The organism is Oecophyllibacter saccharovorans, from assembly GCF_006542375.1.
In the GTDB taxonomy this organism is placed as follows: Bacteria; Pseudomonadota; Alphaproteobacteria; order Acetobacterales; family Acetobacteraceae; genus Oecophyllibacter; species Oecophyllibacter saccharovorans.
Genome location: NZ_CP038143.1, coordinates 1188060 through 1202791 on the forward strand (window position 1 = coordinate 1188060; position 14732 = coordinate 1202791).

12 protein-coding genes and 1 other RNA gene are annotated in these 14732 nt (G+C 62.6%); 10 read left to right on the plus strand and 3 right to left on the minus strand.

Annotated elements, in window-relative coordinates; translation table 11 throughout:
- Positions 1-18 precede the first annotated feature (18 nt).
- From map to E3E11_RS05180, 7 genes are all read left to right on the plus strand, one after another.
- On the plus strand, positions 19-825 hold the full coding sequence (map, locus tag E3E11_RS05150; RefSeq protein WP_141451461.1) for a type I methionyl aminopeptidase: 807 nt from the start codon (positions 19-21) through the stop codon (positions 823-825).
- A 52-nt stretch (positions 826-877) separates the two neighbouring features.
- A complete protein-coding gene (gene ggt, locus E3E11_RS05155) occupies positions 878-2875 on the plus strand; it encodes a gamma-glutamyltransferase (protein ID WP_231118836.1) in 1998 nt (665 codons plus the stop codon).
- Between the two features lie 53 nt (positions 2876-2928).
- Positions 2929-3025, plus strand: an RNA gene (gene ffs, locus E3E11_RS05160) — signal recognition particle sRNA small type.
- Positions 3026-3205: 180 nt separating this feature from the next.
- The gene (locus E3E11_RS05165; protein WP_141451462.1) at positions 3206-5329 is read left to right on the plus strand and encodes a DNA polymerase III subunit gamma/tau; all 2124 of its coding nucleotides are present in this window, start codon (positions 3206-3208) and stop codon (positions 5327-5329) included.
- A 103-nt stretch (positions 5330-5432) separates the two neighbouring features.
- The gene (locus E3E11_RS05170) at positions 5433-5756 is read left to right on the plus strand and encodes a YbaB/EbfC family nucleoid-associated protein (protein ID WP_141451463.1); all 324 of its coding nucleotides are present in this window, start codon (positions 5433-5435) and stop codon (positions 5754-5756) included.
- A gap of 8 nt (positions 5757-5764) precedes the next feature.
- A complete protein-coding gene (gene recR / locus E3E11_RS05175; protein WP_141451464.1) occupies positions 5765-6373 on the plus strand; it encodes a recombination mediator RecR in 609 nt (202 codons plus the stop codon).
- Between the two features lie 16 nt (positions 6374-6389).
- Positions 6390-7193, plus strand: coding sequence for an SDR family oxidoreductase (locus tag E3E11_RS05180; RefSeq protein ID WP_141451465.1), 804 nt, complete (start codon positions 6390-6392; stop codon positions 7191-7193).
- On the opposite strand, the gene E3E11_RS05185 is transcribed toward E3E11_RS05180, so the two are convergent.
- Positions 7166-7579, minus strand: coding sequence for a hypothetical protein (locus E3E11_RS05185; protein ID WP_141451466.1), 414 nt, complete (start codon positions 7577-7579; stop codon positions 7166-7168). The two genes, E3E11_RS05180 and E3E11_RS05185, sit on opposite strands and share 28 nt — an antisense overlap.
- Positions 7580-7883: 304 nt before the next feature.
- Entirely contained in the window at positions 7884-8195 is a 312-nt protein-coding gene (locus E3E11_RS05190; RefSeq protein WP_141451467.1) for a TIGR02300 family protein, read from the minus strand.
- Between the two features lie 219 nt (positions 8196-8414).
- Here E3E11_RS05190 and aroA point away from each other — a divergent pair, with 219 nt between their 5' ends.
- Complete coding sequence (gene aroA / locus E3E11_RS05195; RefSeq protein WP_141451468.1) at positions 8415-9815, plus strand: 3-phosphoshikimate 1-carboxyvinyltransferase; 1401 nt, start codon at positions 8415-8417, stop codon at positions 9813-9815.
- A gap of 198 nt (positions 9816-10013) precedes the next feature.
- A complete protein-coding gene (gene cmk / locus E3E11_RS05200; protein WP_231118838.1) occupies positions 10014-10706 on the plus strand; it encodes a (d)CMP kinase in 693 nt (230 codons plus the stop codon).
- Positions 10707-10821: 115 nt separating this feature from the next.
- Here cmk and E3E11_RS05205 read toward each other — a convergent pair whose 3' ends face one another.
- Positions 10822-12087, minus strand: a complete 1266-nt coding sequence (locus tag E3E11_RS05205; protein WP_141451469.1) for a cystathionine gamma-synthase family protein — start codon at positions 12085-12087, stop codon at positions 10822-10824.
- A gap of 542 nt (positions 12088-12629) precedes the next feature.
- Here E3E11_RS05205 and rpsA point away from each other — a divergent pair.
- Positions 12630-14336, plus strand: a complete 1707-nt coding sequence (gene rpsA, locus E3E11_RS05210) for a 30S ribosomal protein S1 (protein ID WP_141452159.1) — start codon at positions 12630-12632, stop codon at positions 14334-14336.
- The last annotated feature ends 396 nt before the right edge of the window (positions 14337-14732 follow it).

The window sequence follows — 14732 nt, forward strand, 5'->3', positions numbered from 1 at the left end:
AAAGGGATCTGAAACGCCATGGCGTCCCCCAATGATTGCGGCATTGTCCATTATACTGAAGACGATTTTAAGAACCTCCGCAAAGTCGGCCAGCTGACAGCTGAAATCCTCGACATGATTACCGAACACGTCGTTCCCGGCGTGACCACGGAAGAGCTCAATCAGCGCGTTCATGACTACACGCTTGCCCATGGGGGGGTGCCTGCGCCGCTGAATTACCGCGGCTTTCCGAAATCCTGCTGCATCTCCATCAATCATGTGGTTTGCCATGGCATTCCGGGGGAGAAACGCCTCAAGGAGGGCGATATCCTCAATATCGACGTAACCACCATTCTTGATGGCTGGTACGGAGATTCTTCGCGCATGTATGTGGTCGGCAAGGCCCCCCGCAAGGCGGAGAAACTGATCGAAGCCACGTATGAAGCCATGATGCGGGGCATCCGGGCCGTTAAGCCGGGCGCCACCCTGGGCGATATCGGTCATGCCATCCAGAGTTATGCGGAAGCCCAGCGCCTGGGTGTGGTGACGGATTTCTGCGGCCATGGCATCGGGCGCAGCTTTCACGAAGCGCCCAGCGTTCTGCACTACGGGCGGCCTGGCCAGGGCACCGTTCTCAAGCCTGGCATGGTCTTTACGATCGAACCCATGCTCAATCTGGGTCGGCCGGATGTCAAAATCCTCAGTGATGAGTGGACAGCCGTCACGCGCGACCGCTCCCTGTCAGCCCAGTTCGAACACCAGCTTGGGGTGACTGAGGAGGGGTATGAGATCTTCACCCTTTCACCGCGCGGCTATACCTGCCCGCCTTACAACGCGGCCGCCTAAGACCGGTTGCGTTTTCGGCCTTTATCACCCGCCTTTCAGACGGAGCTCTTTCATGTTGCTTTCCTGCATGGCCGGCAGCCTGCGGCGTGCCGTTCCTGTTCTCATGTGGCCTGTTCTGGCGGGTAGTGCTACCTGGGCCAGCGTGCTGAGCTGCGCTGCGTCCGTGCCTGGGCAGCCCCGATCTGTGCAATCTGCCCCGCCACCTGCTGTTCAGGGCGCGGCTGGATCAAAACCGGCGCCGGTTCTCAACAGCGATCATGATCCCCTGGCATTCGGCCCGGATACGATCCCGCCTGGCAGGCTGGTGGCCGGGCGTCGGGGCATGGTGGTGAGCGCGCAGCATCTCGCTTCCGATGCCGGGGCACAGATTCTGCGCGAAGGCGGCAACGCGGTGGATGCGGCGGTTGCTGTCGGTTATGCGCTTGCAGTGGTGTATCCTGCCGCGGGCAGTCTGGGTGGCGGGGGCTTCATGACGCTCTATCTGGGCCCGCACAACAATAATCCCGGGCCCGGCAACCTGCGCCATGAGCATACGATCTTCATGGATTTCCGCGAACGCGCCCCAGGCGCTGCCAGGGCGGATATGTTTCTGGATGCACAGGGCCAGCCCGTGCCCGGGCTTTCCACCCATGGCTGGAAAGCCGTCGCTGTGCCGGGCACGGTGGCGGGGCTGGAGGCGATCAGGGAGCGCTGGGGCCGGCTGAGCCGTGAAAAGGACATGGCGCCTGCCATCGCCCTGGCACGTGACGGTTTCGTGCTCGATCAGGGTGATGTGGACCTCCTGGGCACAGCTCTGCCTGCGATGCGGCAGGACCCTTATGCACGCGGGCATTATCTGCGCCCCGGTGGCCAACCACTGCAGGTGGGGGACCGGCTGGTGCAGAAAAATCTCGCCAGAACCCTGGAAGCCATTTCGCGCGAAGGCGAGGAAGCTTTCTACCAGGGGCCGATCGCCCGTGAGCTGGTGCGCATAAGCCAGGCTGAGGGCGGGTTGCTGACCCTGAAGGATTTCGCGGACTATCACGTGCGCTTCATGCGCCCGCTGCGCTGCAGTTACCGTGGCTATCTGCTGCATACGGCCCCGCCGCCCAGTGCCGGCGGCGTGACCCTGTGTGAGATGCTGGGAATCCTGGAAGGCTACGACATGCGGGCGCTGGGCCTGCACACGGCCCCGGCCGTCCAGAAAGAACTGGAAGCCATGCGGCATGCTTATTCTGACCGGCGCGTGTTGGGTGATCCGGCCTTCGTGCAGGTGCCTACGACCCATCTGGTCGATCCCTTCTATGCTCGCTCCATCCGCCAGACCGTGCCTGCTGATCATGCTCTTCCTTCTGCCGGGCTCCAGGCAGGAAAAGCGCAGCCAGACCGCAACTCCCCGGCAGAGCCTGTCTCAGGCGAGCGCGAAAAACATGAGACAACCCAGTTCTCCATCATGGATTCCCAAGGCATGGCCGTTTCGACGACCTTCACCCTGAACGGCTGGTTCGGCGCAGGGGTGATGGGCGGGCAGACCGGCATCTGGATGAACGATGAGATGGATGATTTCTCCATCAAGCCCGGAGCGCCGAACATGTTCGGTATCGTCGGTTCTGCTGCCAATGCCATTGCCCCGGGGAAAACCCCGCTTTCCTCCATGGCGCCGACGATCGTCACACGTGCGCACGGGGTGGTCATGGTGCTGGGGAGCCCCGGTGGTTCACGAATCCCGACGACCGAGCTGTCAGGCCTGCTGGGGCTGATCGATTATGACCTCGATTTGCGCCAGGCTGTCGTTCTGCCGCGCATTCACGAGCAGTGGGCGCCTACGCCGGTGGAGGTCGAGCCGGGAGCGCTCACGCCGGAGGTGACCCGCATTCTTGAAGGCGAGGGCTATAAGATCGTGCCGCACCGCCCCTGGGGAATGCTGGAAAGCATTCTGGTCGGCCGACCGAAACTGTCAGCGCCTCCAGACTCTCTTCTCTACGGGGTTGCTGACCCGCGCCATCCTGGCGGGGCAGCGGTTGCGGAAGTGCCGGTGGGCCAGACACAGCCTGCCCCGTCAGCGCAATAAGCTGCGGGACAGGGGTTGTCAGCGCCAGGGCCGTTCGTGTTAAAAGCAGGGCGGGAGACCGGCTTCAGACGGCTGGCTCGCGAACCCGGTCAGGTCCGGAAGGAAGCAGCCGTAGCGATCTCCAGCCGGGTTGAATGTCCGGTCTCCCACCCTTTTCCCGAAAATCACGGTTTTTCCGTCCCATGAGGGGCGTTTGCTGCCCTTCGCCCCCTGGGGTGGGCGTTGAGCGCCTGCAGGCGGATGTGTAATCTGGTGGGCATATAATCTGCCAGATTCCGGCACCAGGGTCTGGCAGAGAAAGATTTTGCGCAGCGCAGAGAGGCAGAACCCATGACCGAAGAGGAGCTTCCCCTTCCGCCTGAAAACGGCAACGGGTTTTTTGGCCTCTCCCAGGAGGCGCCAAAAGAGACGCCAGTACTGTCAGCCCAGAGTCCGGCGTCACAAGTCCTGACATCACAGGGCGCGATCGGTTCCGGGGTGGAAAATACCGCTGGGGAAGCGGTGCCCTACCGGGTGCTGGCGCGCAAATACCGGCCCCGCCATTTTGATGATCTGATCGGTCAGGATACCCTGGTCCGGATTCTCCGCCGCGCCTTTGAAACCGGGCGCGTCGCCCATGCTTTCATGCTGACCGGCGTGCGGGGGGTCGGCAAGACCACGACGGCCCGGATCATCGCCCGCGCGCTCAACTGCACCGGGCCTGATGGAAAGGGCGGTCCGACAGCTGATCCGTGCGGCGTCTGTCCCAACTGTGTTGCCATTCTGGCCGACCGTCATCCTGATGTGCTGGAGATGGATGCGGCTTCGCGCACGGGGGTGGATGACGTGCGTGAGATCATCGAAGCCGCGCGTTTCCGGCCCATGCAGGGGCGGATGAAGGTCTTTGTGATCGATGAAGTGCACATGCTGTCACGCAATGCCTTCAATGCCCTGCTCAAGACCCTGGAGGAGCCTCCTTCCCAGGTGACCTTCATCTTCGCCACCACCGAGCTGCGCAAGGTGCCGGTGACCGTTCTGTCACGCTGCCAGCGTTTTGATCTGCAGCGCGTGCCCCAGGCGCTGCTGGCAGAGCACTTCGCGCATGTTGCCGAAGAGGAAGGAGCGCATTTCGCGCCTGAGGCCCTGAACCTTATCGCCCGCGCTGCTGATGGCTCCGTGCGGGACGGGCTTTCCCTGCTCGACCAGGCCATCGCCCAGGGCGCCTCGGATCCTGAAGCGGTGGGCAACATGCTGGGCATGGCAGACAGGGGCATGGTGTTCGACCTGCTTGAAGCCGTGATGGCCGGAGAAGGCGCGAAAATGCTGGGGCTGACCGAGCAGGCCTATGCGCTCGGGGCTGATCTTGGCGTTGTGCTGACAGATCTCATGGAAATTGTTCACCTCGTGACCCGGCTCAAGAGCCTGCCCACCCTGCGGGAAGGCAACACGCTGCCGGAGATGGAGCGCAAACGCGGCGGGGCGCTGGCTGACCGCCTGTCCATGAGCGTGCTGGCACGCGCCTGGCAGATTCTCCTCAAGGGCAGTCAGGAAGTGGAAACCGCGCCTGACCGCAGACAGGCCGCAGAAATGGTGCTGATCCGTCTCTGCCATGCCAGCCTGCTGCCGACGCCTGAAAAAATCGTCCGCCAGCTGCAGGAGCGTCAGGCTTCGGCAGAAAACAGCCTGCAACCGGAAAACGGGTCTCCAACACCGGCTCCATCATCCGTCAGTGCCGGTTCAGGCGCGTCTTCCAGCGCGTCTTCCAATGCGCCTCAGGGCCCTATAGTGCCCTCAGCCCGGGCCGCGACCGACGCTGGGGCAGCCGGAAAATCCGGGCACGAGCCTGCGGCACCGTCAGCGCTCAAGCTGGTGGCAAATGGCGGTCTGGCTGTCGTGGCTGAACCTGCGCCAGCTGCCGACCCTGAGGCGGGCACGCAACCCCAGTTCCTCCAGGAGCCGGAGACTTCTGAGGCCCCAGAGCCGGTGCAGATCCAGCCCCGTTCGCCGCGGAGCTGGCGGGAAATGGTGGGCCTGACCAAAACCCAGCAGGAGCCGTGGCTGCACGGCATTCTGCGGCTTGAGGCGCATCTCGTGCGGTTTGCCCCGCCTGAAGTGGCGCTGAGGCTTGATGACCCGGTAGTCAGGCGGCGGGCTTTCAAGCTGCTGAACGCTCTGCTGGAACGGCTTTTCCCCGGGCAGTGGCGGATTGTGGCTTCCGAAGAGCCGGGAGAGCCGACCCTGGATGAACAGGGGGCGGAAGTCATCGCCCTGCGCCGCGTGGAAGCAGAGACGCACCCGCTGGTCGAAGCGATCCTGCAGACCTTTCCAGGGGCGAAACTTGGTCCGGTGCATGATCCCGCCCTTGACGATTACAATCTGCCACCCGAAATCCCGACCCAGTTGGTGGAAGAAACGCCTGAGCTGGAATTCGCCCCGCTGGATGCCGAAGAGATTGATCCCGATGACCTGGACTGAATCTTCTTTTGTTCTGTGCCTCCAGTCCGGCAGGACCTGCTGCCGTTGTTGAGGCACGCCGCGTTCAGTCCAGCTCTCCTGAAACCCTAGAAGGAAACACGTGATGAAAAATCTTGCCGGAATGATGAAACAGGCAGCGCAGATGCAGACGCGCATGAAGGAAGCGCAGGATCGGCTGGCGGCCATGGAAGTGGAAGGGGAAGCGGGCAATGGCCTGGTTCGCGCCAGGATGACCGGCAAGGGGGTGCTCAAGGACATCCATATCGCTCCTGAGCTTGCCGACCCGCAGGACCTGGAAACGCTTCAGGACCTGATCGTGGCGGCCTGCGCCGATGCCCGCAAGAAGAGCGAGGCGGCCGGAGAAGAGGAGATGAAGAAGGTCACCGGCGGGCTCAACCTGCCGCCCGGGCTTGATCTGCCCTTCTGAGGCCTGACGTGACTGCCAGTCCGGATATCGAGAACCTGATCACTCGCCTGGCCCGTCTGCCGGGTCTGGGTCCGCGCTCGGCGCGCCGGGCAGCACTTGCCCTGCTGCAGGCACCGCAGACGCGCCTGCAACCGCTTTCAGAAGCGTTGGAGACGGTGGCACGTACGGTCCAGACCTGTCCGGAATGCGGCAATCTGGACAGCCAGGCCCCCTGCGCGCTCTGCCGAGCCCCGGACCGGACGCAGGATCTGATCTGTGTGGTGGAAACGGTAGGTGACCTCTGGGCTCTGGAAAGGTCAGGTGCCTACCGGGGGCATTACCAGGTGCTTGGCGGCACGCTTTCCCCCCTGGCCGGCACTGGGCCTGAGCACCTGAATCTGGCGGGGTTGCGCGCCCGTCTGGCACGCGGGGAAGTGCGGGAAGTGATTCTCGCCCTCGGCGCGACGGTGGAGGGGGCCACCACCGCCCACTGGCTCCAGTCTTATCTGCTGGACAGCCACCCTGATGTCAGGGTCAGCCAGCTGGGTCAGGGCCTGCCGATGGGCGGTGCCCTGGAAGTGCTTGATGACGGCACCCTGATGGCCGCTCTGGCTGCCCGGCGCGAGCTGCAGGGCTGATGGCAGGTCTGCGATCATGACGGCGCCTGAAGCAGAACAGTTCGGGCTTTCCTGGATTCCCCGCAATGTGCCGCGTGTGGCGCTGGTGACAGGTGGCGCGCGCCGTATCGGCCGGGCCTTGGTTGAGATGCTGGCAGCCCAGGGCATGGCTGTTGCCATTCACTGCCACCGGAGCTGGCCTGAAGCGCAGGCCCTGCTGGCTGAGCTGGAGCACCGGGGCGGGCGCGGTTGTGTGGTCCAGGCAGACCTGGGGGAGGAAGAAGCGCTGCGGCCGATGATGGCGCAGGTGCGTGAAAAGCTGGGCGCGATCGGCGTGCTGGTCAACAACGCCTCGGTGTTCCGGCGCGATGAATTCTCCACCGTCACGCGCCATAGCTGGGACCAGCACATGGAGCCCAACCTGCGTGCCCCCTTTGTGCTTTCTCAAGAGCTGGAACGCCACCTGCCTTCAGGCGCAGAAGGCCTCATTCTCAACATGCTGGACCAGCGGGTCTGGAATCTGACGCCGCATTTCGTCAGTTACACTGTCGCGCGTTCCGCACTCTGGAGCCTGACCCAGAGCATGGCGCTCGGCTTCGCCCCGCGCATCCGGGTCAATGCGATCGGACCGGGCCCTGTCCTTCCCGCGCGGGGGCAGAGTGAAGCTCAGTTTGAGGCCATGTGCGCCAAAACGCCCCTTCAGCGGCCGGCCAGCCCTGAGGAGATCGCCCGCGCCGCCCTGATGCTGTTCAGCCTGCCCAGTGTCACAGGCCAGATGCTGGCTCTCGACAGCGGGCAGCATCTCAACTGGGGCTATGTTCCGCCTGCAGACTCTGCCTGAAACAGACTCTGCCTGAAATCAGCCCCGCACTGAAAAGCCGCCCTGAAATACTGCAGCGTCGCCTGGGTGTAACGCTCCAGCACGCAGGCAAAGGGGCGTTCTTTGGCTTCAGAGCCTGCACGCGGGAAAAGCAGGGCCTGATGCTGCAGAACGCAGTCCGTGGCCAGTGTGTCAGGCACGCGCGCTTCCGGAAAAGGAAGGCTGGTCAGGCGTTGACGCCGGAAGGCCGTGGGACCGAGCGCACGCCCGAAGGGAAGGGTGGGATCACTCAGCCGGCGCTGTATCTGCGGCGGCAGGCGCGTTGGAAAATAGCAGTTCCAGGCTTCAGAGAGACAGGTGCCCCGGTGCATGAGCCTGACATGGCGGAGAAGGGGAATCTCCCTCATCGTTCCCGCAGTTGAAGCAAACAGGGCTGACCAGGGAAAAGTGTTTCTGTCCCCGGGCTGGAAGGGCTGCGGGGGGCGGAGGAGTTCAACCTGAATGCGATTATGTAGCGAGGTGTGTGGCAGCGCAAATCGCTGCCCGACCGCGTCACACAGGAGCTGAAGCGCATGCGTGGCACTGTCATGGTGGCTCAGCCAGCGGTCCAGGCGGAGGACCTCGTTCTGGAAGTTTTCCGCCTGTGTTTTCCCCGGCGCGGAAGCCAGGCCCGCCCCGCCCCGGCTCCCGAGGCGGCCCCGTGTTACCAGCTCAGGTATCCTCGCGTTCGTCCTTGGTGGTCGTTACTTCGATGTCGCTGGTGATGTCGTCATCATCCAGATCGTCATCGTCGTTCATGACGTCCGCATCGTCGTCAGCGTCCAGATCAACGTCGTTCTCGTCGATCGGGGTGGTTTTCTTGATCTTGTCTTCAGTCTGGTCATCGTCACGCCGTTTCAGGCGTGAGGTGCTCGGCTGGGTCTCGTCGCATTTCGGACAGACGGCCGGATCACGGTTCAGATCATAGAAGCGCGCGCCACAATTGACGCAGGTCCTTTTCAGACCGAGTTCAGCTTGTGCCATGAAGTCCTGCCAGTATCGGATAACGGGGAGTCGGATGAAGAGGGGTCTGAATGTCAGAATGACTGTGCCGGATCATGGGCTGACACGGCGTCTGACACAACACCCGCAAGGGAGGGCCCATGCCATCAAGCAGCGCGGCTGTCAAATCCTCCCGGCAGTCCGGCGCTCTCCTGCGGCCTGGATTGACAGCCTTCCCCGCTCTCCGCGACAATTATCTGCATGAAAACCTCCTCTCCGGCTGCCCGTCCCCTTCATGTCGTTGCTGCGCCTGCAGGCCTGAAGGGACGCGTGCGCGTGCCGGGAGACAAATCCATCAGCCACCGGGCGTTGATGTTTGCTGCCCTTGCAGAGGGCCGGACGCAGATCACCGGCCTGCTGGAAGGCGAGGACGTGCTGCGTACCGCCCAGGCCATGCAGGCGCTGGGTGCGGAAATCAGCCGCAATGTTGACGGTGCCGGCAAGGTTGTCTGGCGTGTGACAGGCTGTGGTCCCCAGGGACTGCAGGAGCCCGCCCGGGTGCTGGATATGGGAAATTCCGGCACCGGGGCCCGCCTGCTGTCAGGCCTTCTGGCCACGCGCCCGATCAACACACTGATGACGGGTGACGATTCCCTGTGCGCGCGTCCCATGCAGCGCGTCACTGTTCCACTGTCGGACATGGGCGCGCATTTTGTCACCCGGAGCCGCGGCAGGTTGCCGATGGCCGTTGAGGGAACGGGCAGCGGCAAAGCGATCACCTACCGGCTGCCGGTCGCGTCAGCGCAGGTGAAATCCGCCGTGCTCCTGGCCGGGCTGAACTGCGCGGGGGAGACGGTGGTGGAAGAACCCGTGCCCACTCGCGACCATACGGAAAACATGCTGCGTCATTTCGGCGTGCCTGTCCGCGTTGAGCCGCTTGAGCCTTCAGCGCCGCCGGCAGACACCGGAAAACGTATTTCACTCAGCGGCCCCGCCAGGCTGACAGCACGTGACGTGACCGTGCCTGGCGATCCTTCATCAGCGGCCTTTCCGCTTGTGGCAGCCTTGCTGGTGCCCGGCTCCGACCTGGTGATTGAAACGGTCGGGCTCAATCCGCTGCGCACCGGGCTGCTGACGACCCTGGCCGAGATGGGCGGTGCGCTGGAGATCCGCAACATCCGCACGGAAGGTGGTGAGCAGGTCGGGGACCTGCATGTAAGGTCAGGTGTCCTGAAGGCGGTTGACGTGCCGGCTGCGCGCGCGCCTGCCATGATTGATGAATATCCCGTTCTGGCTGTTGCCTGCGCCTTTGCTGCCGGCACTTCGCGCCTGCGCGGCCTGGGCGAGTTGCGGGTCAAGGAAAGCGACCGCCTCGCCTCGACCGTGGCGCTGCTGCAGGCGAACGGTGTGGAGGTCGAAACCGAGGGGGATGACCTGGTCATTCATGGCGTTGGCGCACGCGGGTCCGCTACCACTGGTGCAGCCATCGGTGGCGGCCAGGTCCGGACCCGCATGGATCACCGCCTGGCCATGAGTGCCATCGTTCTGGGACTGGCAGGCGGCAAACCGGTCGCCATTGATGATACCAGCTTCATCGAGACCAGCTTTCCGGGCTTCATCCCCCTGATGAATGCGCTGGGCGCTGGGCTGCAGGTTCCCTAGCGCGTCTGCCTGGTCCAGGCGAGCTGTGGGGATTTCCGGCTTCTATCGGATTTCATGAGCTTTCACGTCTGGATTTCAAGCCGGATTTCCTGTTGAAGAGGCAGGCGTCTTCCAGGCAGGCCTACTGTTGTCAGGATGACGACCAAGGACAGGCCTGATTGCTGAAGCGCCTGTCAGAGAAATGATATTTACAGACAGGTGACCAGCGTGCCCCACAGCTCACAGTCTTCCCGAAAATTCCGCCCGGTACGCAAGCTCGTCATCGCTGTGGACGGTCCCGCGGCCGCAGGCAAAGGGACGCTGGCCCGCGCCCTGGCCGAGCGTCTGGCGCTGCCCTATCTCGATACCGGTCTGCTTTACCGGGCTGTGGCGCGCCGGGTGCTCGATGCAGGTCATGATCCCGCTGCCCCTGCCGAAGACCATGCGCACCGTATCGTACCTGAAGACCTGCAGCGACAGGACCTGCGGACCCCCGAAGTCGACCAGGCTGCTTCGCTTGTCGCCCGGCAGCCGGCGGTCCGTGCGGCCCTGCTGGGCCGCCAGCGTGATTTCGGGCAGGCCCTGGGGGCTGTGGTGGATGGTCGTGACATTGGGACGGTGGTGTTTCCTGATGCGGACATGAAATTCTTCATCACCGCTTCGACAGAGGCGCGCGCCCAGCGCCGTTACCGGCAGCGTGTCGGCCAGGACTGCCGGAACGCCGAACAGCTGGAAGCGGAAACCCGGCAGATCGCGGCCCGTGACGCCCAGGACTCCGAGCGCGCCAATGCGCCCCTGCGTGCAGCCGAGGATGCGTTGCTGGTGGAGACAGACAGGCTGGACGCAGGGGCAGTGCTTGAGCTGGTCTGTCAGGCCCTGCACCGCAAAGGTCTTATCGTGCCGCAGGACTGACCCGCGCTCCGCTTGTGGGGCAACCTCTGCGTGTGCTGAACGTGAAAATCCCCGCTCTCTGACAGGTGAGAGCGGGGATTTTCAATGGCTGTGTTTTTATGTTTCCACAGGGTGCTCAGGCCTTTTCGAGGGCCTGGGCAAGATCAGCCAGCAGATCATCCACATGCTCAATGCCGATCGAAAGCCGGATGGTAGCGTCACTCAACCCGTGCGCCAGCCGGCTTTCCTCCGGCACGCCGGAATGGGTGGTGCTGGCGGGGTGGCAGATCAGGGATTCGGTGCCGCCCAGGCTGACAGCCAGCTTGAACAGCTTCAGCGCGTTGAGGAAGCGGAAGGCGGCCTCCTTGCCCCCTTTGATGTCGATCGAGAATGTGGAGCCCGGCCCCGTGCACTGGCGGGCATAGATTTTTCCCTGCGGGGAATCGGGATCGAAAAGGGACGGAAAGGAGACGGAGTCGACTTTGGGATGCTCTTTGAGAAAGCGGGTGATTTTCTCCGCGTTCTGTGCCGCGCGCTCCATGCGCAGTGACAGGGTTTCCAGGGAGCGGCCGAGCATCCAGGCGGTATGGGGGTCCAGCTGGGTGCCGAGCGTGCTGCGCAGCTGGCGGATCGGGCGCATAACCTCCGTTTTTCCCAGAGCAGCGCCGGCAACCAGGTCGGAATGACCGCCGACATATTTGGTCAGGGAATAAAGCGAGACATCGGCGCCATGGGCCAGGGGTTTCTGGAAGACCGGGCCAAGCAGGGTATTGTCGATCACGATCAGCGGGCGGCTGCCCTGTTCTTTTTCCAGCCGGTCGGCTGTCTGAACAAGCAGGTCCAGATCCACAAGCGCCGTGCTGGGATTGGCAGGGGTTTCAGCATAGATGACCGCCACGCGTCCCTGATCGCGCGCGCGATCGGCAGCCTTGTTGATCGCCTCAGCGCTGGCCCCGTCTCCGAAGCCGACCGCCTTGATGCCGAAATTCCCGAGCGTCTTGGCAAGCAGGGTTTCAGTGCCGCCGTAAAGCGGCTGGGAATGCAGGATGACGTCTCCCGGACGGACATAGGCCAGAAGCGTGGTGGTGATTGCCGACATGCCGGATGAGAACAGAACGCCGGTCTCCGCGCCCTCATAAATGCTCAGCCGGTCTTCCACGATCTCATTGTTGGGATTGTTGAAACGGGTGTAGACCAGCCCGCTGCCCTGCTTTCCCTCAGGCGGGATCTTGCGCCCGGCGACATAGTGAAAGAAGTCCTCTCCTTCTTCGGCGGTCGGGAAAACGAAGGTGGAAGTCAGGAAAACCGGCGGTTTGACGGCCCCTTCGGAAAGAGCCGGGTCATACCCGTCATTCACCATGGCCGTCTCGGGGTGGCGGGAACGGGGGGAGGAGGTGGACATTCTGGGTTTCCTTGTTCTGGAGTCCGGTATGGGCCTGAGAAGATTCTGACCTGAGAGGATAAAGTGAGCCGGTCGGTCATCTTTGTCGAGGAAGCGTTGGTTCGTGAAAAGAAGAGGAGGGCTTCCGCGCCTTGTCAGGTTCCTGGCATGGTCTTCATACGACATGATCTTTATACGATATGAAGCTGCTTATTTGAAATTTCACGAAGCTGCTTGTATGAAAAAGAAAGTTTCTGAGCGCCCCTCATGCTGTCTCCCCTGGTCGTCTTCTTTGAAGACCCGGAGGGGACCGGCCTGCTGAAAGCCGGACCTCAGAGAGTTTTTCTGCCCGCAGGTGCCCATACCGGTTGACAGACGAGGTTTCAAAGTGCTGCAGCTTTATGCATCCGTGTCCGGCAGCCCGGCGCGGATCTCTGTTTTCTGATAAATGACCTTCCGCCTGGCTGCAGGTTGCAGGGAGTCGTTCTCTGACGGGAGCGCAAGGCATGGACGCCCACTTTCGCGCGGCAAAGCGCGAAACCGTCCTGGAATGCTGGAATTACATGGCTTCTGCCACTCAGACCCAAACCCCTGAAGTTGAAGATTTCGCCGCCCTGCTCGAAGAGACGCTGGGCAGTGACACGGGCTTTGAAGGCTCCGTTGTCCGCGGGCGCGTTGTTCGCCTTGAAGATGATTACGCTGTCGTTGACGTCGGCCTCAAGAGTGAAGGCCGCGTGCCGCTGCGCGAGTTCGGCGCAGCAGGCACTGTGCCGGAAGTGAAGCCCGGCGATCTGCTGGAGCTCTACATCGAGCGCTATGAAGACCGGGACGGCTCGATCGTCCTGTCGCGTGAGAAAGCGCGCCGCGAGGAAGCCTGGTCGGCCCTGGAACGCGCCTTTGCCAACAACCAGCGCGTCAACGGCATGATCTACGGTCGCGTCAAGGGTGGCTTCACGGTTGATCTGGGCGGGGCCATGGCCTTCCTGCCGGGCAGCCAGGTCGATATCCGCCCCGTGCGTGATGTCGGACCGCTGATGGGCCAGCCGCAGCCGTTTCAGATCCTGAAGATGGACCGTGCGCGCGGCAACATCGTCGTGTCACGCCGCGCCGTGCTGGAAGAGACGCGCGCCGAGCAGCGCTCCGAGCTGATCCAGGGTCTCAAGGAAGGCATGATCCTTGACGGTGTGGTGAAGAACATCACCGATTACGGCGCCTTCGTGGATCTGGGCGGCGTTGACGGTCTGCTGCATGTCACCGACATCGCCTGGAAGCGCATCAACCATCCTTCCGAAGCGCTGCAGATCGGCCAGCCGGTCCGCGTGCAGGTGATCCGCTTCAACCCCGACACCCAGCGCATCTCGCTTGGCATGAAGCAGCTTGAGGCGGATCCGTGGGAAAATGTCGCGGTCAAGTATCCGGTCAACACCCGCTTCACCGGTCGCGTCACCAACATCACCGATTACGGCGCCTTCGTCGAGCTGGAGCCCGGCATCGAGGGTCTGGTGCATGTTTCAGAGATGTCCTGGACGAAGAAGAACGTCCATCCCGGCAAGATCGTTGCGACTTCCCAGGAAGTCGAGGTCATGGTCCTGGATGTCGACAGCGCCAAGCGCCGCATTTCGCTCGGTCTCAAGCAGGTCCAGCGCAACCCCTGGGAACAGTTCGCTGAAGAGCACAAGGTCGGTTCCGAGATCGAAGGCGAGATCCGCAACATCACGGAATTCGGTCTCTTCATCGGCCTATCTGCCGATATCGACGGCATGGTTCACATGTCCGACCTGTCCTGGGACGAGCCCGGCGAAGTGGCGATGAGCCATTACGAGAAGGGCCAGACCGTCAAGGCCAAGGTGCTGGATGTGGATGCCGAGAAGGAGCGCATCTCGCTTGGCATCAAGCAGCTGCAGGATGACCCGGCCGCTGATGTGCTGGCGCGCGTCAACAAGGGTGACGTCGTCACCTGCGTTGTGACGGCTGTCCAGAGCAATGGCATTGAAGTCAAGGTTGATGACGTGCTTACCGGCTTCATCCGTCGCGGCGAACTGGCCCGTGACAAGGCCGAGCAGCGCCCCGAGCGCTTTGCGGTGGGCGAGAAGGTCGATGCCAAGGTGGTCGGTCTCGACCGCGCTGCCCGCAAGCTTTCCCTTACCATCCGCGGTCGCGAGATGGAGGAGGACAAGCAGGCCATCAGCGAATATGGCACTTCCGATTCCGGTGCCTCGCTGGGGGATATCCTGGGCGCTGCGATCCGTCGCCGCAACACGGATTCCTGAAGGGTCGGTTCTGCCCTTCTGGCTGGCCGGTCGGTACCAGGGCCTGCAGGACAGGTTCAGGCATCCCGGCTGGCCGGTCAGGTGAAAGACCGGCAAAGAGCTGCTCTTCGGAGCAGCTTTTTTATTGGCAATTCTTCTGCGCGTCTTTTTTGATTTAAATGTTTGATGCCAAATCGATATAATTTTCGAGCCGGTGTCTTTTTCTTGCTTTTTTTAGTGCGTATTTCTTCCTTTAAAGGAAAAAATAACCTTTTCCTGATGTAGCAGGGGACCTGTTTTGGTTTATGGTCCTGCGGGTACTTCTCTAGCTGACTCCGCTGTCAGGAGATGAAGAGGCATCAATTTGGCAGGTGTGTTTCTGTCGGCAGAGGCTGGGCTCAATGGGGCCGGGGCTGC